Genomic DNA, 20,924 nt, shown 5'->3' on the forward strand with positions numbered 1-20,924 from the left:
GGATCACATTACGCGGCCGGTCCGGATCATGCGGCGAGCCCTGCCACCAGCCATCGGGACGGGACCTCTATGCGGACGCCGTCCGGCCGGAATTCGGTGGTCCGCAGCGGCTCCTCGCCCGCGGCCAGCACGTCGAGTCCCGCCGAGGTGAAGTAGCCGTGCACCGCCGCGTCGTGGACCTCGCCGGGCGCGATGCCGTGCGCGAAGACCGCGCCGATCTTCGGCGGCGGCCCCGCGGGGCCCTGGGCCAGGCCCATGAGCACGCCCTTGGCGGCCTCGGCCAGTTCCACGGCGAAGGCCCTGCCGCGCTGCCCTATGAGGGTGGCGATGCCGTCGACCAGGCGGCTGCGGTCGGCGGTCTCGCACTGGTGGAGCACGCCGCGCATGTAGACGTTGGCGTCGCCCAATTCGGCGTGCAGCGCCCGGACCGCGTCGGTGTCGACGGCGTCGAGCTGCTGGTAGCCGGCGAGGCCGCGCGGGTCGTCCCTCCTGGCCCGCGCTATGGCCGCGCCCGCGAGGTCGACGCCGACGACGGACGGGTAGCGGCCGGCCAGGAAGCGGGTCTGGGTGCCGTTGCCGCAGCCCAGGTCCACCAGCGGCAGCCCGGGGTCGAAATACTCCTCGAAGTGGGCCAGGTGCCGCTCGGCCGTCAGTGCCGGCTCCGCGTCCCAGAGGACGCCTCCGGGCTCGTTCGGCGCGTCCGCCCAGAAGCTCTCCCACGCAAGTGCGTAACCGCCTGAGACGTTCACACGTACTCACCACTCCCCACGTCGTGATCGTACGGAAAGCTCGGCGGGCCACAGGGGGCCTGCCGAAGAGGGCCGGGGTCAGCGCCTGCGGCGCACCGGCAGTGCCTGCTCGAACCACACGGTCTTGCCCTGCGCCGACCGGCTGGTGCCCCATTCGCGGGCCAGCCGGCTGACGATCCGCATGCCGCGCCCGCCTTCGTCCTCGGGACCCGCGCTGAGCAGGACCGGCACCCCGTGGTCGTCGTCGGACACCTCTACCAGGAGCGCGTCGGCGCGCACCAGGCGCAGTCCCACCGGCCGGTCGTGGGCGTGCCGCACGGCGTTGGTGACGACCTCGCCGACCAGCAGCTCGGCCGTCTCGGCGACGTCCGCCAGCTGCCATTTCCGCAGGGTGTCGCGGACCAGGGACCTGGCCCTGCCCACTTCCGCGGGGTCGGCGGCCAATTCCCAGGCAGCCACGTCCTCGCGCGGGATGCCGCCCAGGCGGGCCATCAGCAGCGCCACGTCGTCCTTGCGGCCGCCGCGCGGGTTGAGGGCGCGGATGATCGTGTCGCAGGCGTCGTCCATGGACGCGGCCGGGTGCGCCGCGCTCTCGCACAGCGCGGCGAGTCCGGCGCCGATGTCCTGGCCGCGGACCTCGACCAGGCCGTCGGTGCACAGCACCAGCCGGTCGCCGGGCGCCACCGGGATCCCGACCGTCTCGAAGGGCACCCCGCCGACGCCCAGCGGTGCCCCGGTCGGCACGTCGAGTAGTTCGCTGTGGCCGTCTGCGGCCCGCACCAGGACCGGCGGGATGTGCCCGGCGTTGGCGATCAGCACCTCGGACTCGACCGGGTCGTAGACGGCGTAGAGGCAGGTGGCCAGATACTGCTCGCCGAGCCGCTGCGCCAGGTCGTCCAGATTGCGCAGCAGTTGCGCGGGCGGCAGGCCGAGCTGCGCCATGGTCTGCACGGCGGTGCGGAACTGCCCCATCATCGCCGCCGAGTTCAGCCCGTGGCCCATGACGTCGCCGACGACCAGGGCGAGCCGCGAGCCGGACAGTTTGATGCAGTCGAACCAGTCGCCGCCGACCCTGCCGAGCCGGGTGCCCGGCAGATAGCGGGTCGCCAGGTCGCAGCCGGGCATCCGCCGCGCGATGTGCGGCAGCATGCTGTCCTGGAGGGTGTCGGCGACATTCTCCTGGTACGTGTACATCCGCGCGTTGTCGAGCACGAGCCCGGCGCGGGCGGCCAGCTCGGAGCCGGTGACGCGGTCCATGTCGTTGAAGTCGGGGCGCTCGCGGTGGCGCAGCAGGATCATGAAGCCCAGCACCACATTGCGGGCCTTCAGCGGCACGACCAGCATCGAGCGGTGGGTGATCAGCGGGCTGATGTCGCGCTTGGGGAACTGCGCCGCGATCGCACGGCCCATCTCCTCGCTGATCCGCGGCACCATGACCGGCTCGCCGGTGGTCATGCACTGGAAGAACGGGGTCTGGGCGGGGAAGGGCATCGACTCGCCGACCGGCACGACGTCGTCCCAGCGCCCCGGCTCGTCAGTGTGCTCAAGGGCGACGCGGTACCACATGGTGGTGACGTCGGGCGGGCCGTCGGGGAAGCCCTCGCCCGCGAGCACCTGCTCGCGCAGGTAGGTGCCTGCGACGTCGGTGAAGCGCGGCACGACGGCCGCGCTGACCTCCTGGATGGTGCGGGCCAGGTCCAGCGAGGTGCCGATCCGGCCGCTGACCTCGTTGAGGAATTCCAGGTGCTCGCGCACCACGGCGTATTCCAGGTCCGGCGCCAGCTCCTCGGCGGGCACCGACGCCGGGTCGAGCGCCGCTTCCTGCTCGGCGGCCCGCCGCCTGGCCTGCCGCTCCGCCCTGCGCGGCACACCCCAGTCGGGGGTGACGGGGACCCGGTCGTGCCGGCTGATCTCCAGCACCGGATAGCCCAGGTCGAGGACCTGCGCCACGATCCGCGCGCTCTCCAGCGGATTCATGCTGGGCAGGATCTCCGGGAGCCGCTTGGCGAGGCCGTCCGCGCCGGCGAATTCGGTGTGCAGCGCGAAGCCCGGTGCGATCCGCTCGGGGCCCGCGGCCGGCGCGTCCGGGCCGCCGGGCGTCAGCCGCCCCGCGTCGGCGGCCAGCACGAGCAGCCGCTCGGGGCCCGGGCCGACCAGCGGGTAGGCCCACCACAGCACGTCAAGGGCGCCCTCGCCGCCGTTCCCTTCACCGCCCGCGGCCGGGTCCTGCCGCGGCTCGAAGAGCCGGGCACGGCCCGCGGTGGGATACGAGCCGGCGCCCGCGAGCGACGGCTCAAGGCCCCGCCCGTCGTCCTCCTCGGAGGGATACGCCGCTCCCGGCGCCTCGGGGGCGCCGGAATCCCGCACTGCCGCGCCCTCCAGGGCGCCGACCACCGGGAGCAGATCGACGGCGGGCTGCCCGACGGCCTCCTCACGGGAACGGCCGAACAGCCTGCGGGCGCCCGTACTCCAGTGCGACACCAGGCCCGCGGCGTCCACGACGATCACCGCGAGCGGGATCCGGCCGGAAAGCCCTGCGGGATTGCGGCGGTCCATGGTTCGTCGGGCTCCTTCCCCCGGCAGCCGAGTACCCCGTTCCGGCGGGTGGGCACACCCGTCCGGCGCAGGCTCCGCGGCGCCGCTACCACGGTACGGCCGGGCGGGCTTCGCCGAAGGCAAAGGCGGGAAACCGGGCGCACGCCCGCGCGCGAGCAACCGCACGAGCCGTGCTAGCGTCCAAACTCTGTGTTCGAACTCTGATCCGAGCCGCTCAACGGGTGGGGGTTCGATCCCCGCCGGGTGTCAGCCGGCCGGGGCATCCACACCGCCCGCCACCGGAAGAGGCTCTGTGACGACCTGGCAGCCTGCGCGTGTTTCCGTGCCCAGGAAACCCAAGGCACTGCTTCGCCGGGCGAATGTACGCCATCCGGTCGTCGTGGCGACCGCGGCCGCCTTCGTGCTCCATGTCCTGTGGGCCTTCTTCCTGGCCAAGGACTCCGGCGACATGGCCGCGCAGTACGCCTGGACCGACTTCATACGCGCCCATCCCTCGGCCTCGTACAACCTGTCCTGGTACGGCGGGATGCACCCCGCCTCCTACAGCATCCTGTCGCCGTACATCATGGCCGCGCTCGGGGTGCGGACCACCGCGGTGATCGCCGGCACACTGTCGGCGACGGTCGGCGCGGCACTGCTCATGCGGGGCGGTGTCCGCCGTCCGATGGTGCCGGCGCTGTGGACGACGTTCGCTCTTTGGTGTGACGTCGTCTCCGGCCGGGTGACCTTCGCGCTCGGCATGCTCTTCGCGATGGTCGCCACCCTTGTGCTCTTCCCCGCCGCCGCGAACCTGCGCGGGCGCTCACCGCGGCTCGCCACGGCGGTGGTGATGACCGCGCTGGCCACCATGTGCAGCCCCGTCGCGGGGCTCTTCATGCTGGTGGTCGCCGCCGCGCTGTTCCTGACCGGCCGCAGGACCGACAGCTACGTGCTGGCCGCGGTTCCGCCGCTCGTGGTCGGCGCGACCTCGCTGCTCTTCCCGTTCTACGGGGTGCAGCCCTTCAACTGGTATTTCGCGATCATCCCCTTCGCCATCACGGTGGTGACCGCCCTGGTGGTGCCGAAGTCCTGGCGCGAGATGCGCGCCGGGTCCTGGGTCTACGCCGCCGGTGTCGCGCTGACCTGGGTGATCCCCTCCCCCATCGGAAGCAACGTGGAACGCCTCGCGCTGCTCTTCGGCGGCACGGTGCTGCTGCTGGTGGCCCGCGGCAGCCACTGGACCGGGCGGCGCCTGCTGGCCCTGTGGCTGGCCTTCGCCGGGGTGGCCGGGTGGCAGATCGCCAAGCCGATAGTGGACCAGGTCAACACCTCCGCGGTCAGCTCCACCGTCCAGCACGCACCGCCGCTGATCGCCGAACTGCAGAAGGTGCACGCGGACAAGGGCCGCGTCGAGGTCGTCCCCTTGCGCTCGCACTGGGAGGCGTCCGGCCTGTCGCCGTACGTGAACCTGGCCCGCGGCTGGAACCGGCAGGCCGACGTCGAGCGCAACCCGCTCTTCTACGACGGCACGCTGAACGCCGAGAGCTACCGGGAGTGGCTGGAGCACTGGAGCGTCTACTACGTGGTGCTGCCGTCCGACCAGCCGGACGGCGCGGCCGTGGCCGAGGCGAAGCTCGTGCGCTCCGCGCCGGAGTGGCTGCTCCCGGTGTGGCACGACGAGAACTGGCAGGTCTTCAAGGTCTCCGGCGACGTCGACCCGCTGGCCGACCCGCCCGCGACCGTCGAGGAGGCCGGCCCGGCCGAGCTGACGGTCTCCATGCCGACCGCCGGCTCCGTGCTGCTGCGTATCCCCTGGTCACCAGTGCTGGGCATCGAGGGCACGGACGACAATCGGCACGGATGCCTCATGCCTGACGGCGAGTGGACGCGGCTCAATGTGCCGGCCGCCGGCACGTACCGGATCGGCGGCTCCTACGCCTCCATCCGGGGCACGCAGTGCCCCAAGCCCAAGACCCCGTAGGCCCTGGCCCCCCGCGGCACGGCTGCGTAAGGCGGCGCCTTCCAGGGGCGCCCACCACCGGCCGGTGGTCCGGCACGGACCGCCGCTTTCGGCCGGTGCCGACCCGCGCGCCCGGTGGGGGCTTGTCGCGCAGTTCCCCGCGCCCCTGGAAGGGCGCCGCCCAGCGCAGAGGGCAACCCCAGGGGCGCGGGGCCACGCGCGCAACCCACCACCCGCCGGTGGTCCGGCACGAACCGAACAGCCGCTTTCGGACGGTGACGACCCGCGCCACCGTGGGGGCTTGTCGCGCAGTTCCCCGCGCCCCTGAGGTGGTGACGGTCGTCGCCACACGACGGTGAGTGGTGGGCCGGTCGCGCAGTTCCCCGCGCCCCCGAAGGGCGCCGCCCAGCGCGGAGGGCAACCCCAGGGGCGCGGGGAACTGCGCGCGCAACCCACCACCGGCCGGTGGTCCGGGGCGGACCGAACAGCCCCTTGCGGACGGTGGCGACCCGCGCGCCCGGAGGGAGCCGTCGCGCAGTTCCCCGCGCCCCTGGGGCGGTGAGGGTCGTCGCCACACAACGGCGAGTGGTGGGCCGGGACACCCGGAGGGGCTAGTCCGGGTGGCCGAGTTGGAGGTCGCGTTCGGTGCGGCCGCCGCCGGCCACTTGGAGGACGGTGGCCACCGGCGGGTAACCGGCCGCGATGACGGTGTATTCGCCGGCCGCGAGGTCCACGAAGCGGAAGTGGCCGTCCGCGGCGGTGGTGACGGAGTCGACGACATTGCCCGCGGCGTCGAGGAGGGTGACGCGGGCGTCCTCGACCAGGCGGCCGCCGGGGGCGCGGACGGTGCCGCGCAGGACCGCGCCGCCGGCCAGTTCGACGTCCTGGCGGGTCTCCCGGGAGGCCTGGACGGTGACGGGGAGCGCGGCGGGGCGGTAGGCGGGGGCGCTGGCGGCCAGCGTGTATTCGCCGGCGACCAGTTCCGCCAGGACGTACGCGCCCTCACGGCCGCTGCGCGAGGTGGCCACGACGTCGCCGCGCACGTCGGTGAGGGTCACGATCGCGTCCCGCACGGGTGTGCCGTCGGCGGTGCGCACGGCCCCCGCGAGGCGGCCGGCGCCGCCGAGGACCACGTCGAGGTCGACCGGGTGGTCGCCGACGGTGACGCTGACCGCCTGCGGCTGGTGGCCGCCGGCCGCGGCGATCAGGACGTAGCTGCCGGCGCCCGGGGTGCTCAGCGCGTAGCGGCCGTCCTCCCCGGTGGCGCCGCGGCCGATCTGCCGTCCGGTGCCGTCGATCAGGGTGAGCGCGGCCCGGCCGACGCTGCTGCCGTCGGAGTGCTGGACGGTGCCGCAGACGGCGACGCCGCTTCGCGGCGGCGGGGTGGACAGCCGACGGGCGCCGGGCAGCGGCGCGTCGGCGGCGGCGCCGTCGAGGTGGCCCGTCGCGGGGGCGTCGTACGCGGTCGTGGCGGCGCTCGCGGCGGCGGTGCCGTGCTGGGTGACCAAGGGTTTCTCCTTGAGCAGGAAGGCGAAGAGGAAGCCGAGGACGAGCACCGGCACCAGGTAGAGGAAGATCCGCGGCATGGCGTCGGCGTACGCCTGCACATAGCCGTCGCGCACCGCGGCGGGCAGGGTGCGGACCAGTTGCGGGGTGACCGACTGCGGGTCGGGCAGATGTGCGCCGTGCGGCAGCTCGACGGCCAGCCGCTTGCCGAGCCGGTTCGCGAAGAGCGTGCCGAAGACGGCGGCGCCGACCGAGCCGCCGATCTGCCGGAAGTAGTTGTTGGCGCTGGTGGCGGACCCGATGTCGGCGGGGCTCACCGAATTCTGCACGGCGAGCACCAGGACGGGCAGCACCAGGCCGATGCCGAGGCCCAGCACGGCCATGTAGACGCTGTAGGTGAGCTGCGGGGTGTCGGCGTCCATCAGCGAGAGCATCCACATGCCGGCCGCGGACAGGGCGCCGCCGACGATGGGGAAGATCTTGTACCGCCCGGTGCGGCTGATGAGCTGGCCGCCGACGATGGACGCCACCACGACGCCGAGCATCATCGGCAGCATCAGCAGCCCGGAGCCGGTGGCGCTGGCCCCGTCGACCATCTGCAGGAAGGTCGGCAGGTAGCTGGCCGCGCCGAAGAGGGCGATGCCGACGACGCAGCCGATCAGCGCGGTGACGTTGAAGACCCCGTCGCGGAAGAGCCGCAGCGGGATGACCGGCTCCGGGGCGAAGCGCTCGACCAGCAGGAAGAGCAGCGCGCAGCCGACCGCGGCGGCGCCGAGGCCGAGGATCTGCCGGGACTGCCAGTCGTATTTCGAGCCGCCCCAGGTGGTGATCAGCACCAGGCAGGTGGAGCCGGCGGCCAGCAGCAGGGCGCCGAGCACGTCGAGCCGGGGGCGGGCGCTGGGTTTGGGGAGCTTCAGCACCAGCGTGATGACGATCAGGGTGACCACGCCGAAGGGGATGTTGACGGCGAAGCACCAGCGCCAGGAGGCGTGGTCGGTGAAGAAGCCGCCGAGCAGCGGTCCTGCGACCGAGGCGAGGCCGAAGGCCGCGCCGATCATGCCCATGTAGCGGCCGCGCTCACGGGGCGGGACGATGTCGGCCATGATCGCCTGCACGCCGATCATCAGCCCGCCGCCGCCGATGCCCTGGACCGCGCGGAAGGCGATCAGCTCGTTCATGGAGCGCGACCAGGCGGCCAGGGCTGAGCCGGCGACGAAGGTCAGGATCGCGAACTGGAAGACGCCCTTGCGGCCGAAGAGGTCGCCGAGCTTGCCGTAGATGGGCAGGCCGATGGTGGAGGCCAGCAGATACGCGGTGACGACCCAGGACATCTGGTCGAGGCCGTGCAGCTCGCCGACGATCTTCGGCAGGGCGGTGGCCACGATCATCTGGTCGAGGGCGGCCAGCAGCAGCGCCAGCATCAGGCCGAGGAAGACCAGCCGGACCCGGCGGGGGGTCAGATCGGGCCCGCCGCCGGGTGTGCCCGCGGCGGGCGCGGGCCCGGTGCCCGCGGCCTTCGTCGTGCCTTCGGCCAGGGCGGTGGCAGCGCCGGGACCGCCGCCGCTGTCGCCCCCTCCGCCCCCGCCTCCGTCCTCGGTCAGTGCCGCCGTCCGGTCGGTCAGCGTGCTGCCAGCCACCCTTCACTCCCCTCGTCACACCTGTTGCGCCACCGTCTCCCGCATGAGGCGACAACGAAGCAGTGGCGCGGCGATTCTCAGGAAGTAGGCAAAACCACCCTTATCAGTGAAAGATCACGAAACCAACCGGGTGAGGGTGCGGGGTGCTATGCGGCGGGCGCACCGCTCTCGACGTCGGCGGCGAGCGCCGCCAGGATCGCGTCGTAGATGCGGTTGAGGCCCTTGGGGGCGAAGGTGCGCTCGAAGAAGCCGCCGACGCCGGTCGCGCCCTGCCAGTGGGTGGCGGCGACCACCTTGCTGCCGCCCTCGCCGGACGGGGTGACCGTCCAGGTGGTGACGAGCGTGGAATTGCGGTCGGTCTCGACCAGCTGCCGCGCGGCGGGGGCGGTGACGTCGAGCACGCAGTCCCGCACCCGCTTGCTCGTGGCCTGGAGCCTCCAGTGCACGACGGTGCCCGCGCCGGTGCCGCCCTCGCGCACCTCGTACTCGCTGAACTGCTCAGGGAGCACCCGGCCGCGGGTGCCCGCGTAGTCGGCGAGGGCGTCGTACACCCGCTCAGGCTCCGCCGCGACGATCCGCTCCGTGGTGGCCTCGACCAGCGCCATGAATTCTCCTCGGTCCGTGTCCGTGCACGTTGTTCACGCGCCGCACAAGCCAACCACACCCGCTTTTCGAATCTGTGTTCTATTGTGGGGGCAGACGGCACACCCGACGACCGGAGGAGGGCGCGATGCGCTGGGACCAGCAGGGCCGGGGTGACGCCACGGCCGCGCTCTTCGGCACCGACGCGGTGACCCGCCGCTTCGACACCCCCGAATTCCGCGGTATCACCTTCCACGAGGTGCGGGCCAAGTCGATCCTGAACCGGGTGCCAGGCGCGTCGCGGATGCCCTTCGAGTGGACGGTCAACCCCTACCGCGGGTGCAGCCACGCCTGCGTCTACTGCTTCGCGCGCAAGACGCACAGCTATCTGGACCTGGACACCGGGCACGACTTCGACACCCAGATCGTGGTGAAGACCAATGCCGCGGAGCTGCTGCGCCGCGAGCTGGCCGCGCCCCGCTGGCAGGGCGACCACATCGCGATGGGCACGAATGTCGACTGCTACCAGCGGGCCGAGGGCCGCTACCAGCTGATGCCCGGCATCCTGGCGGCGCTGCGGGACCGGGCCAACCCCTTCTCGATCCTCACCAAGGGCTCGCTGATCCTGCGCGATCTCGAACTGGTGCGGCAGGCCGCGCGCGTCACCGAGGTGTCCATCGCGCTGTCCGTCGGCTTCCTCGACGGCGAGCTGTGGCGCAGCGTGGAATCGGGCACGCCTTCCCCCCAGACGCGCCTCGCGGTCTGCCGCACCCTCAGCGAGAACGGCATACCGTCCTCGGTGCTGATGGCGCCGGTGCTGCCCTTCCTGAGCGACTCGCCCGAGCAGTTGCGGGCGACGGTCCGTGCCATCGCGGCGACCGGGGCGGGGTCGATCACCCCGCTGGTGCTGCATCTGCGCCCCGGCGCCCGGGAGTGGTACATGTCGTGGCTGGCCCGCAACCACCCGCATCTCGTGCGGCGTTACGAGGCGCTGTACGCGGGCGGGTCGTATGCGCCGACCTGGTATCAGCGCCGGATCACCCGCCAGGTGCACGAATTCGCGGCCGAGTTCGGCTGCGGCCCGGCCCGCGGGACCGGCTTCCGGCAGGACCCGAGGGAGGACCGGGAGCCGGCGCGCGACCAGGATCAGGCGCGGCCGCAGGGCCGGGGAGGGCGGGCGCAGGGTCCGGCGGGGGCACAGGAGCCGCCCGCCGCCATACCCGCGTCCCGCCCGCCCGTGGAGCCCGGGGCCGGGGACACCCAGCTCACCCTGCTCTGACGGGACGGCGCCGCGCGCGCCGCCACATCTTCTGCCGGCCGTACTCCACGGGGGCGTACGGCCGGCAGATCACCGGCCGCCGCGGGACCGTTCGCGCTCATCTGTCGGCGGTGCAGATCACATGCGCGCAGGGGTGGCGCCGAAGTTACTCGCCAGTTACGCTCGAATGCATCGTGCACGGCGGCCTGGTGACGCAGCCGCCGCGCATGCGCAGCACCACGTAGGTCCGGCATCATCGCGGCGCGGCCCCGGGACAGGGCCGGCCGGCATCCCGCGCGGGCGCGCACATTTCGCGACCGGCCCGCGACTCCGCCTCACCACCGCCTCCCAGCCGTGCGCGCACCGCCGCGCCCGGTCTCCTCAGCGTCTGGAGTCACGCGATGGACCGTCCCTCAGCAGCCTCGGAATCCGCAGCTCCCGCCCCGGCGCCGTCCCCGGCGCCGTCCAATGAAGCCGCCGCCATTCCCCCGTCCGTCATCGCCGTGGTCGGCCTGGGCACCATGGGCTCCGGCATCGCCGAGATCATGGCCAGGGCCGGGCACGAGGTGGTCGGCGTCGACATCGACGTCGCCGCCGCCCGCCGCGCGGTCACCGCGCTGGAGGCCTCCACCGCGCGCGCGGTGGAGCGCGGCCGCTGCACCGCCTCCGAGCGCGACGACGCGCTCGCCCGCTTCCGCACCTTCCCCGACCTCCAGGCCGCCGCGGCAGCCGACCTGGTCATCGAGGTGGTGGACGAGCGCTACGACACCAAGCGCGAGGTCATCACCGCGCTCGACCGGATCGTCAAGCCGGGCGCGATCCTGGCCACCGGGACCAACGCGCTGTCGGTGACCCGGCTCGCGGCCGAGACCGGCCGCCCCGACCGGGTGCTCGGCCTGCACTTCTTCGCGCCCGCGCAGGTCATGAAGCTGGTCGAGGTGGTGTCCACGGTGCTGACCTCGCCGGAGACCACCGCGGCCGTCACCGCGCTGGTGCGCAGCCTCGGCAAGGAGCCGGTGCCGGTCGGCGACCGGCCGGGATTCATCGCCGACGGGCTGCTCTTCGGGTATCTGAACCAGGCCGCCGCGATGTACGAGGCCAGGTATGCCACCAGGGAGGACATCGACGCGGCGATGCGGCTGGGCTGCGGCCTGCCGATGGGCCCGCTGGCGCTGCTCGACCTGATCGGCGTGGACACCGCGACCACCGTCCTCGACGCGATGTACGAGGCGAGCAAGGACCGGCTGCACGCCCCCGCGCCCGTGCTGCGGCAGCTCACCGCGGCCGGGCTGCTGGGCCGCAAGTCGGGCCGCGGCTTCTACAGCTACGAGGCCCCCGGCGCTTCCACGGTGGTGCCGGACGCGGAGACCCCGGCGGAGGGCCGGGGGCCGGCGCGGATCCGTGCCGTCGGCAGTGTCGGGGTGGCCGGCTCGGGGACCATGGCGACGGGTATCGCCGAGGTCTTCGCGAAGGCCGGCTTCCCGGTGCAACTGGCCGCGCGCAGCCCGCAGAAGGCCGAGAAGGCGGTGGCGCGGCTGGCGAAGTCGCTGGACCGCTCGGTGGCGCGGGGACGGCTCAGCGCGGAGCAGCGCGACGCGGCCGTGGCCCTGGTCACCCCCGCGGCCTCCTACGACGCCCTGGGGCAGGCCGACCTGGTGGTCGAGGCGGTCACCGAGGACCTCTTCGTCAAGCAGGAGCTCTTCCGGGTCCTGGACAAGGTGTGCAGGCCGGGCGCGGTGCTCGCCACCACGACCTCCTCGCTGCCGGTGGTCGCGATCGCCCGATCCACCGGGCGCCCGCAGGACGTCGTCGGGATGCACTTCTTCAACCCGGCGCCCGCGATGAAGCTGGTCGAGGTGGTGCACACGGTGCTCACCGCCGACGATGTGCGGGCCACCGTCCACCAGGTGTGCGGTGCCCTGCGCAAGCACCCGGTGGACTGCGGCGACCGGGCGGGCTTCATCGTCAACGCCCTGCTCTTCCCGTACCTGAACAACGCGGTGAAGATGGTGCAGGACCACTACGCGAGCGTGGACGCGATCGACGCGGCGATGAAGCTCGGCGGCGGCTACCCGATGGGGCCCTTCGAACTGCTCGACGTGGTGGGCCTCGACGTGTCGCTGGCGATCGAGCAGGTGCTGCACGAGGAGTTCCGCGATCCGGGACTCGCGCCCGCGCCGCTGCTCGAACACCTGGTGTCCGCCGGCTGCCTGGGCCGCAAGACCGGTCGGGGCTTCCGCGAGTATGCCCGCCGCTGACCGGCCGGCGGGCCGCGGATCCCGTGCGGCGGGCTGGGGCGGTTTCCCCCCCGGCCGCCGGACGGGCGGGTCCTTCGTGTTACGTTCCCCACATGTCCCAGTCCGCGAAGTCCGGTGCCCCCGAGACCGCGACCGTCCGCCGCGCCGCCGCCCAGCGCCACCGGGTACGGCAGGACCTCGCGTCGGCCGCGATGCACCTGTTCGCGACGCAGGGCTACGAGGCGACCACGGTCGACGAGATCGCGGCGACGGCCGGTGTGGCGCGGCGGACCTTCTTCCGGCACTTCCGGTCCAAGGAAGAGGCGATCTTCCCCGACCACGACGACACGCTGGTCCGCGTCCAGGCCGTGCTGGACTCCGCCGACCCGCACGAGCACCCGCTGGACACCGTGTGCCGCGGTATCACCGAGGTGCTGCGGATGTACGCGCAGGTGCCCGAGGTGTCGGTGGAGCGCTACCGGCTGACCCGCGAGGTGCCGACGCTGCGGGAGCGCGAGATCGCCTCGGTGGCCCGCTACGAGCGTCTCTTCACGCGCTATCTGCTGGGCCACTTCGACGAGGGCGCCCAGGGCTACGGCGACGACGACCCGCTGCTCGCCGAGGTCGCCGCCTCCGCGGTGGTCGCCGCGCACAACCATGTGCTGCGGCGCTGGCTGCGGGCGGACGGCAAGGGCGACGTCGAGGCGCAGCTCGACCACGCCTTCGACGTCATCAAGGCGACCTTCGGCACCGGCATCGGGGCCGGGCGCATACCCTCCAGGGCCGCCTCCACGACCCCGGCGACGGTGTCCAGGCACGGCGAGGTGGTGGTCGCGGTGGCACGTACCGACGCCTCACCCGCGCAGATCCTGCGCAGCATCGAAGAGGCGCTGCGCAAGGCCTGAGCACCCTCCCGCACCCCCTGAACAGCGGTTGTCCGGTTTCCCGGGCGGCCGCTGTTGCCCGTTTCGGGCCGCGGGGTGACACTGAGAAGAAAAAATGGCACGCAGTGTCTTTACAACTGGCACGCAGTGCCATACGGTATCCCCAGTCCGGGCGGACGGCATGCGGTGATCCCCCGCAGGCCGGCTGTCCCCCAGGCCCCGGACGCCTGCGTCACAGGCATTCCGCGCCACCGCGCGGACCTTCCCACCGTCAAGCCCTTGGCCGGACCGACGGCGGCACCTCCATCCCACCCGACCCCCGCGTTCCCGCGCACACCACCGCACACACAGCCCCGTACCACCGGTGTGCACGCGGAACGCTTCGCCGGAGGCGAGTCATATGAAGGAAATCCTGGACGCGATCCTCGAAACCGACACCACGGCCGCCGACTTCGCGGCACTGAAGATGCCCACCTCCTACCGCGCGGTCACCGTGCACAAGGACGAGGCGGAGATGTTCGCCGGCCTGGCCACCCGGGACAAGGACCCGCGCAGCTCGCTGCACCTCGACGAGGTGCCGGTGCCGGAGATCGGCCCCGGCGAGGCCCTGGTCGCGGTGATGGCCAGCTCGGTGAACTACAACTCGGTCTGGACCTCGATCTTCGAGCCGGTCTCGACCTTCGCCTTCCTGGAGCGCTACGGCCGCCTGTCGCCGCTGGGCAAGCGGCACGACCTGCCCTACCACGTCATCGGCTCCGACCTGTCGGGCGTGGTGCTGCGCACCGGCCCCGGGGTGAACAAGTGGAAGCCCGGCGACCGGGTCGTCGCGCACTGCCTGAGCGTGGAGCTGGAGTCGGCCGACGGCCACAACGACACGATGCTCGACCCCGAGCAGCGGATCTGGGGCTTCGAGACCAACTTCGGCGGCCTGGCCGAGATCGCCCTGGTCAAGTCCAACCAGCTGATGCCCAAGCCGGAGCACCTGAGCTGGGAGGAGGCGGCCGCACCTGGCCTGGTCAATTCCACCGCCTACCGCCAGCTGGTCTCCCGCAACGGCGCCGGCATGAAGCAGGGCGACAACGTCCTGATCTGGGGCGCCAGCGGCGGACTCGGCTCCTACGCCACGCAGTTCGCGCTGGCCGGCGGCGCCAACCCGATCTGCGTCGTCTCCAGCCCGGAGAAGGCGGATATCTGCCACCGCATGGGCGCGAACGCGGTCATCGACCGCAGCGCGGACGGCTACCGCTTCTGGCGCGACGAGCACACCCAGGACCCCCGCGAGTGGAAGCGCTTCGGCGGCCGCATCCGCGAACTGACCGACGGCGAGGACGTCGACATCGTCTTCGAGCACCCCGGCAGGGAGACCTTCGGCGCCTCGGTCTACGTGACCCGCAAGGGCGGCACGATCGTCACCTGCGCCTCCACCAGCGGTTACACCCACGAATACGACAACCGCTACCTGTGGATGAGCCTCAAGAAGATCGTCGGCTCGCACTTCGCCAACTACCGCGAGGCGTGGGAGGCCAACCGGCTGGTCGCCAAGGGCAAGATCCACCCGACCCTGTCGCGCACCTACAGCCTGGCGGAAACCGGCCAGGCCGCCTACGACGTCCACCGCAACCTCCACCACGGCAAGGTCGGCGTCCTGGCGCTGGCCCCCGAGGAGGGCATGGGCGTGACGAACCCGGCCCTGCGAGACCAGCACCTCCCGGCGATCAATTTGTTCCGTGACGCGTCAGCGGAGCGGACCGACGAGCACAGCCGTGACGCGTCAGCGGAACAGGCCGGCGAGCGCGGCAGGGTCGCCTGATGACCGCCGCACCGGGCAGCAAGGACCGCCCCTGGCTCATGCGGACCTACGCCGGGCACTCCACCGCCGAGGCCTCCAACGCGCTCTACCGCAGCAACCTCGACAAGGGCCAGACCGGCCTGTCCGTGGCCTTCGACCTGCCGACGCAGACCGGCTACGACGCCGACCACGTCCTGGCCCGCGGCGAGGTCGGCAGGGTCGGGGTGCCGGTCGCGCACCTCGGCGACATGCGGCGGCTGTTCGAGGACATCCCGCTGGAGCGGATGAACACCTCGATGACCATCAACGCCACCGCCATGTGGCTGCTGGCGCTCTACCAGGTGGTCGCGGAGGAGCAGGGAGCGGACATCACCGCCCTCCAGGGAACCACCCAGAACGACATCGTCAAGGAGTACCTGTCCCGCGGTACGCATGTCTTCCCGCCGGTGCCGTCGCTGCGGCTGACCACGGACATGATCACGTACACCGTCCACCACATGCCGCGGTGGAACCCGATCAACATCTGCAGCTACCACCTGCAGGAGGCCGGGGCCACGCCCGTGCAGGAGATCGCCTACGCGATGTCCACCGCGGTCGCGGTGCTCGACGCGGTCTTCGCGTCGGGGCAGGTGCCGCAGGAGCGCAGGGGCGAGGTGGTCGGCCGGATCTCCTTCTTCGTCAACGCCGGCGTCCGCTTCGTCGAGGAGATGTGCAAGATGCGGGCCTTCGGGCGTATCTGGGACACCGTCACACGGGAGCGCTACGGCATCGAGGACCCCAGGCACCGGCGCTTCCGGTACGGCGTGCAGGTCAACTCGCTGGGCCTGACCGAGGCGCAGCCGGAGAACAACGTGCAGCGCATCGTGCTGGAGATGCTGGCCGTCACACTGTCCAAGGACGCCCGCGCCCGCGCGGTCCAGCTGCCCGCCTGGAACGAGGCGCTGGGCCTGCCCAGGCCGTGGGACCAGCAGTGGAGCCTGCGCATACAGCAGGTGCTGGCGCACGAGAGCGACCTGCTCGAATACGCCGACATCTTCGACGGCAGCCATGTGGTCGAGGCGAAGGTCGCCGAGCTGGTGGAGCGGGCGACCGCCGAGATGGCGCACATCGAGGAGCTGGGCGGCGCGATGGCGGCCGTCGAGTCCGGCTATCTGAAGTCCGAGCTGGTCGCCTCGCACGCCGCGCGCCGGGCGAGGATCGAGTCGGGCGAGGAGAAGATCGTCGGTGTCAACATCCATGAGGGCACCGAGCCCAGCCCGCTGACCGCCGACCTGGACACCGCGATCATGACGGTCGACCCGGCGAACGAGGCCCGGGTGGTGGCCGCGCTGCACGGCTGGCGGCTGGCCCGCGACGAGCCGCGCGCGCAGGCCGCGCTGGACGCGCTGCGGTCGGCGGCGGCCGGCACGGAGAACCTGATGGCGGCGACGCTGGACTGCGCGCGGGCGGGCGTGACGACCGGCGAGTGGTCCTGGGCGCTGCGGGACGTCTTCGGCGAATACCGCGCCCCGACCGGGGTGGGCGCCGCGCCGGTCGCGGTGTCGGCGGAGGACGGCAGCCCGCTGGCCGACGTACGCCGCAAGGTGGCGGCGACCGCGAAGGAGCTGGGCGGCGGGCGGCTGCGGCTGCTGGTCGGCAAGCCGGGCCTCGACGGGCACTCCAACGGCGCCGAGCAGATAGCGGTACGCGCCAGGGACGCCGGTTTCGAGGTGGTCTACCAGGGGATCAGGCTGACCCCCGAGCAGATCGTGTCGGCCGCGGTCGCCGAGGATGTGCACTGCGTGGGCCTGTCGATCCTGTCCGGGTCGCACGCCGCGCTGGTGCCCGACGTGCTGGAGCGGCTGCGCAGGGCGGGGGTGGACGACATCCCGGTGGTCGTCGGCGGCATCATTCCGGCCGCGGACGCGACCGTGTTGAAGGCCGCCGGTGTGGCGGCGGTGTTCACACCCAAGGACTTCGGTATCACCGGGATCATCGGCCGGATCGTGGACGAGATCCGGCTCGCGAACAAGCTGGAGGTATGACTGTGCAGTTCGGCCGCACATATGAGGAGTTCGAGGTCGGTGCCGTATACAAACACTGGCCGGGAAAGACGGTCACGGAATACGACGACCACCTCTTCTGCCTCCTCACGATGAATCACCACCCGCTGCACATGGATGCCAACTACGTGGAGAAGGCGACCGACTTCGGCCGCAATGTGGTGGTCGGGAACTACGTCTACTCGCTGCTGCTCGGCATGTCGGTGCCTGACGTGTCGGGAAAGGCCATCGCCAACCTTGAGGTCGAGTCGCTGCGGCATGTGGCACCGACCTTCCACGGCGACACCGTCTACGGCGAGACGACGGTGCTGGACAAGTGGCCGTCGAAGTCCAAGAGCGACCGCGGCATCGTCCAGGTCGAGACCCGCGGGCACAACCAGGACGGCACCCTGGTCTGCGTCTTCCGCCGCAAGGTGATGGTGCCCACCGCCACGTACATCGAGCAGCGGGGCGGGGAACAACCCGGCCGCCCGCAGCCGGAGGGGAACTGACAGATGGCCGACCGACTCGCGCGGACCGACGGGCTGACCGACGTCCAGCAGGAGATCCTCTCCACCGTCCGTAGTTTCGTGGACAAGGAGATCCTGCCGGTCGCCACCGAACTCGAACACCGTGACGAATACCCCACCGACATCGTCGAGGGACTCAAGGAACTGGGCATCTTCGGCCTGATGATCCCCGAGGAGTACGGCGGCCTCGGGGAATCACTGCTGACCTACGCGCTGACCGTGGAGGAGATCGCCCGCGGCTGGATGAGCGTGTCGGGCATCATCAACACGCATTTCATCGTCGCGTACATGATCAAGCAGCACGGGACGCAGGAGCAGAAGGAGCATTTCCTGCCGCGAATGGCGGCCGGCGAGGTGCGCGGCGCCTTCTCGATGTCGGAGCCGGAGCTCGGCTCCGACGTATCGGCGATCCGCACCAGGGGCGTGCGCGACGGGGACTGCTACGTCGTCAACGGGCAGAAGATGTGGCTGACCAACGGCGGCTCGTCGAACCTGGTGGCAGTGCTGTGCCGCACCGACGAGGGGCAGCCGGACGACGCGCCCGCGCACCGGTCGATGACGACCTTCCTGATCGAGAAGGAGCCCGGCTTCGGGCCAAATCCCTCGGTCCCCGGTCTGACCGTGCCCGGCAAGATCGACAAGATGGGCTACAAGGGCGTCGACACCACCGAGCTGATCCTCCAGGACGTGCGGGTGCCCGCCGACCGCGTGCTGGGCGGGGCCGGCGGGCGCGGCTTTTACCAGATGATGGACGGGGTCGAGGTGGGCCGGGTCAACGTGGCCGCCCGCGGCTGCGGTGTCGCAAAAAGGGCCTTCGAGCTGGGCATCTCCTACGCACAGCAACGGCACACCTTCGGCAAGGCCATCGCCGAGCACCAGGCGATCCAGTTCAAGCTCGCCGAAATGGCCACCAAGGTGGAGGCGGCGCACCAGATGATGGTCAATGCCGCACGCAAGAAGGATTCCGGCGAGCGCAACGACCTGGAAGCCGGGATGGCGAAATATCTGGCGTCAGAGTTCTGCAAAGAGGTCGTGGAGGACGCCTTCCGCATCCACGGCGGCTACGGCTTCTCCAAGGAGTACGAGATCGAGCGGCTCTACCGGGAGGCTCCGATGCTGCTGATCGGCGAGGGAACCGCAGAGATCCAGAAAATGATCATCGGCAGGAGGCTCTTGGAGGAGTACCGAATCCAGGGATGAATGTCCGGATTTGATCGGATTTATACGAGGCGAAGGTCACACTGTGTCATGCCCGACGCCACCGGAACCAGCCATCGACTCGCCCTTGCGCTTGCCCAGTTGCCGGTGTCAGCCGATACCATCGAGCAAAGCCGCCGTCCCCAGAAGTAATTCGCGGCATCCTCCGCTACGAAGGTCTTCCATGCCCCACAGCCATTCCCCTGCTCCACGCGGCCGGGTCCGCCTCGCACGTGGCGCATCACCGTGGCTCCTGCCGACCGTGGCCACCGCCGCGGTCTCCCTCGCCAAGGCGCGGCGCTCCGGCCGCTGGGCAACCGTGGCCGTCCCCGCCACGGTGCTCGCGGCCGGGATGCTGTGGTTCTTCCGCGACCCCGAGCGGGAGGTCGCCGAAGGCCGGGTGATCAGCCCGGCCGACGGCGTGGTCCAGAGCATCATGCCGTGGAAGGACGGGCGCACCCGCGTCGCGATCTTCATGAGCCCGTTGAATGTCCACGTCAACCGGGCCCCGCTCACCGGCACGGTCACCTCCGTCGAGCACATCCCCGGCGGGTACGTACCGGCGTTCAACAAGGAGAGCGAGAACAACGAGCGGGTGGTCTGGCACTTCGACACCGAGGCCGGCGACATCGAGATGGTGCAGATCGCCGGGGCGGTCGCGCGGCGGATCGTGCCGTACGTGCCGCGCGGCTGCAAGGTCGAGCAGGGCGAGCGGATCGGGCTGATCCGCTTCGGCTCCCGGGTCGACGTCTACCTGCCGGCCGGGATCGAAGCGGGTGTCGAGGTCGGGCAGACCACCACGGCTGGGGTGACACGCCTTGACCGTGACTGATTCGGACACGGCGCAGTCCACCTGGGTCTCCGAGCTGCAGGACGAGGTCGACGACCTCCCCCTGTCGACCCGGCTGTCCATCGCCGACGCGCTCACCCTCGGCAACGCGATCTGCGGCTTCATGGCGGTGTACTTCACCACCACGGGCGTGCTCGTCCCGCACCTGATGGGCACGAGTGACGGCGGCATGTCGAAGCACAGCGCCGCCACGGCGGTCACGCTGATGCTGCTCGCCTCGGTCTTCGACCTCTTCGACGGGCTCGTCGCGCGCAAGCTGCGCAGCTCGGCGATGGGCGCGGAGCTGGACAACCTCTCCGACCTGATCAGCTTCGGGCTCGCCCCGGCGTATTTCGTGGTCGTCTGGGGCCTGGTCGCCGACGACGCCTACGGCAAGGTGTCCGCGGTCGCCGCGGTGCTCGTCGTGCTCGCGGTGGTGCTGCGGCTGGCCCGCTTCTCCTGCACGACGCTGCGGGACGGCGTCTTCCAGGGCATGCCCAGCCCCTTCGGGGCGATGACCGTGGTGTCCGTGGTGCTCCTCGAACTGCCCTTCGCGCCGACCATCGCGGCGATCGTGGGCGTGGCCTGGCTGATGGTGAGCCGGGTCGAGTACCCCAAGCCGCGCGGGCGGCTGGCCGTCGTCACGCTGGCCTGGATCCTGGTCAGCATGGGATGCCTCACCGCCTGGACCCTGGACGCCCCCGGCGGCCACCAGCTCCTCCAGACCGGTGCGGCGCTCCAGTGCCTGGCCGCCGCGGTCATCCCCTGCTTCGCCACGACGCGCCGGGTGAACACGATCCGGGCCAATCGCCGCGAGGCGCGAGCCGAGGCCATCCGCTAGCCCCGCGCCCGGGGGTTTCCCCCGGGACCCCCTCTGGCACCCTCCGCCGCTTCCCGCGGCCGGGGGGTGCTTTTGCCTGCGGCGCGGCCCTTCTGCGGCCGGTGGTCCGGCCCCACCGAGCAGCCCCTCCTGCGGTCGGTGGCCGGATCCGACAGAAACGGCCCCTTGCGGCCGGCGGCGACGTGCAGCTTGCCGACGGCCGGTCGCGCCCACGCGGCGCCAGCCGCACATCAGATGCAGCCCCGCGCCCCTGAGGGCTCGGCCCCGCCCCAGAGGGCACCCACCAGGGGCGCGGGGAACGGCGCGCTCAGCCCACTACCGGCCGGTGGTCCGGATACGACAGGAACAGCCCCTTGCGGCCGCTGGCGA

14 protein-coding genes are annotated in these 20,924 nt (G+C 71.7%); 10 read left to right on the forward strand and 4 right to left on the reverse strand.

Annotated elements, in window-relative coordinates:
* Positions 1-26: 26 nt before the first annotated feature.
* Positions 27-749 (reverse strand): methyltransferase domain-containing protein, encoded by a 723-nt coding sequence (locus OG900_07620; protein WUH89989.1) that lies wholly within the window; start codon positions 747-749, stop codon positions 27-29.
* Between the two features lie 78 nt (positions 750-827).
* Positions 828-3,305, reverse strand: coding sequence for a SpoIIE family protein phosphatase (locus OG900_07625; GenBank protein WUH89990.1), 2,478 nt, complete (start codon positions 3,303-3,305; stop codon positions 828-830).
* Positions 3,306-3,627: 322 nt separating this feature from the next.
* On the opposite strand from OG900_07625, the gene OG900_07630 reads away from it, so the two are divergent.
* Positions 3,628-5,265, forward strand: a complete 1,638-nt coding sequence (locus tag OG900_07630; protein WUH89991.1) for an MFS transporter — start codon at positions 3,628-3,630, stop codon at positions 5,263-5,265.
* 590 nt (positions 5,266-5,855) lie between these two features.
* Here the strand turns inward: OG900_07630 and OG900_07635 are convergent.
* Positions 5,856-8,387 (reverse strand): MFS transporter, encoded by a 2,532-nt coding sequence (locus OG900_07635; protein ID WUH89992.1) that lies wholly within the window; start codon positions 8,385-8,387, stop codon positions 5,856-5,858.
* A gap of 146 nt (positions 8,388-8,533) precedes the next feature.
* A complete protein-coding gene (locus tag OG900_07640) occupies positions 8,534-8,992 on the reverse strand; it encodes an SRPBCC family protein (protein ID WUH89993.1) in 459 nt (152 codons plus the stop codon).
* 125 nt (positions 8,993-9,117) lie between these two features.
* Between OG900_07640 and OG900_07645 the strand changes: the two genes are divergently transcribed.
* The 9 genes from OG900_07645 (at position 9,118) to pssA (ending at position 20,555) form a co-directional block, all read left to right on the forward strand.
* Positions 9,118-10,248: an Rv2578c family radical SAM protein gene (locus OG900_07645; protein ID WUH89994.1), complete on the forward strand. Its 1,131-nt coding sequence runs from the start codon at positions 9,118-9,120 to the stop codon at positions 10,246-10,248.
* Between the two features lie 380 nt (positions 10,249-10,628).
* Positions 10,629-12,485 carry a 3-hydroxyacyl-CoA dehydrogenase NAD-binding domain-containing protein gene (locus OG900_07650; GenBank protein WUH89995.1) on the forward strand — a complete coding sequence of 619 codons (1,857 nt, stop codon included), beginning with the start codon at positions 10,629-10,631 and terminating at the stop codon, positions 12,483-12,485.
* A 92-nt stretch (positions 12,486-12,577) separates the two neighbouring features.
* The gene (locus OG900_07655) at positions 12,578-13,369 is read left to right on the forward strand and encodes a TetR family transcriptional regulator (protein ID WUH89996.1); all 792 of its coding nucleotides are present in this window, start codon (positions 12,578-12,580) and stop codon (positions 13,367-13,369) included.
* 379 nt (positions 13,370-13,748) lie between these two features.
* Entirely contained in the window at positions 13,749-15,158 is a 1,410-nt protein-coding gene (ccrA, locus tag OG900_07660; GenBank protein ID WUH89997.1) for a crotonyl-CoA carboxylase/reductase, read from the forward strand.
* Positions 15,158-17,161 (forward strand): protein meaA, encoded by a 2,004-nt coding sequence (locus tag OG900_07665; GenBank protein WUH89998.1) that lies wholly within the window; start codon positions 15,158-15,160, stop codon positions 17,159-17,161. The genes ccrA and OG900_07665 overlap by 1 nt, the downstream gene beginning before the upstream one ends.
* A 2-nt stretch (positions 17,162-17,163) precedes the next feature.
* A complete protein-coding gene (locus OG900_07670; GenBank protein WUH95657.1) occupies positions 17,164-17,670 on the forward strand; it encodes a MaoC family dehydratase in 507 nt (168 codons plus the stop codon).
* Between the two features lie 3 nt (positions 17,671-17,673).
* On the forward strand, positions 17,674-18,888 hold the full coding sequence (locus OG900_07675; protein ID WUH89999.1) for an acyl-CoA dehydrogenase family protein: 1,215 nt from the start codon (positions 17,674-17,676) through the stop codon (positions 18,886-18,888).
* Positions 18,889-19,069: 181 nt separating this feature from the next.
* On the forward strand, positions 19,070-19,717 hold the full coding sequence (locus OG900_07680; protein ID WUH90000.1) for a phosphatidylserine decarboxylase: 648 nt from the start codon (positions 19,070-19,072) through the stop codon (positions 19,715-19,717).
* Positions 19,704-20,555: a CDP-diacylglycerol--serine O-phosphatidyltransferase gene (gene pssA / locus OG900_07685; GenBank protein ID WUH90001.1), complete on the forward strand. Its 852-nt coding sequence runs from the start codon at positions 19,704-19,706 to the stop codon at positions 20,553-20,555. Before OG900_07680 ends, pssA begins: the two co-directional genes overlap by 14 nt.
* Positions 20,556-20,924 lie beyond the last annotated feature (369 nt).

Origin of the sequence: Streptomyces sp. NBC_00433, from assembly GCA_036015235.1 — a bacterium.
Classification (GTDB): domain Bacteria; phylum Actinomycetota; class Actinomycetes; order Streptomycetales; family Streptomycetaceae; genus Actinacidiphila.

Excerpts from the sequence above, each read along its gene's own strand:
- ccrA (WUH89997.1), top strand. The coding sequence starts at position 13,749 with ATGAAGGAAATCCTGGACGCGATCCTCGAAACCGACACCACGGCCGCC.
- OG900_07655 (WUH89996.1), top strand. The coding sequence starts at position 12,578 with ATGTCCCAGTCCGCGAAGTCCGGTGCCCCCGAGACCGCGACCGTCCGC.
- OG900_07640 (WUH89993.1), bottom strand. The coding sequence starts at position 8,992 with ATGGCGCTGGTCGAGGCCACCACGGAGCGGATCGTCGCGGCGGAGCCT.
- OG900_07645 (WUH89994.1), top strand. The coding sequence starts at position 9,118 with ATGCGCTGGGACCAGCAGGGCCGGGGTGACGCCACGGCCGCGCTCTTC.
- OG900_07675 (WUH89999.1), top strand. The coding sequence starts at position 17,674 with ATGGCCGACCGACTCGCGCGGACCGACGGGCTGACCGACGTCCAGCAG.
- OG900_07680 (WUH90000.1), top strand. The coding sequence starts at position 19,070 with ATGCCCCACAGCCATTCCCCTGCTCCACGCGGCCGGGTCCGCCTCGCA.
- OG900_07665 (WUH89998.1), top strand. The coding sequence starts at position 15,158 with ATGACCGCCGCACCGGGCAGCAAGGACCGCCCCTGGCTCATGCGGACC.
- OG900_07650 (WUH89995.1), top strand. The coding sequence starts at position 10,629 with ATGGACCGTCCCTCAGCAGCCTCGGAATCCGCAGCTCCCGCCCCGGCG.
- OG900_07625 (WUH89990.1), bottom strand. The coding sequence starts at position 3,305 with ATGGACCGCCGCAATCCCGCAGGGCTTTCCGGCCGGATCCCGCTCGCG.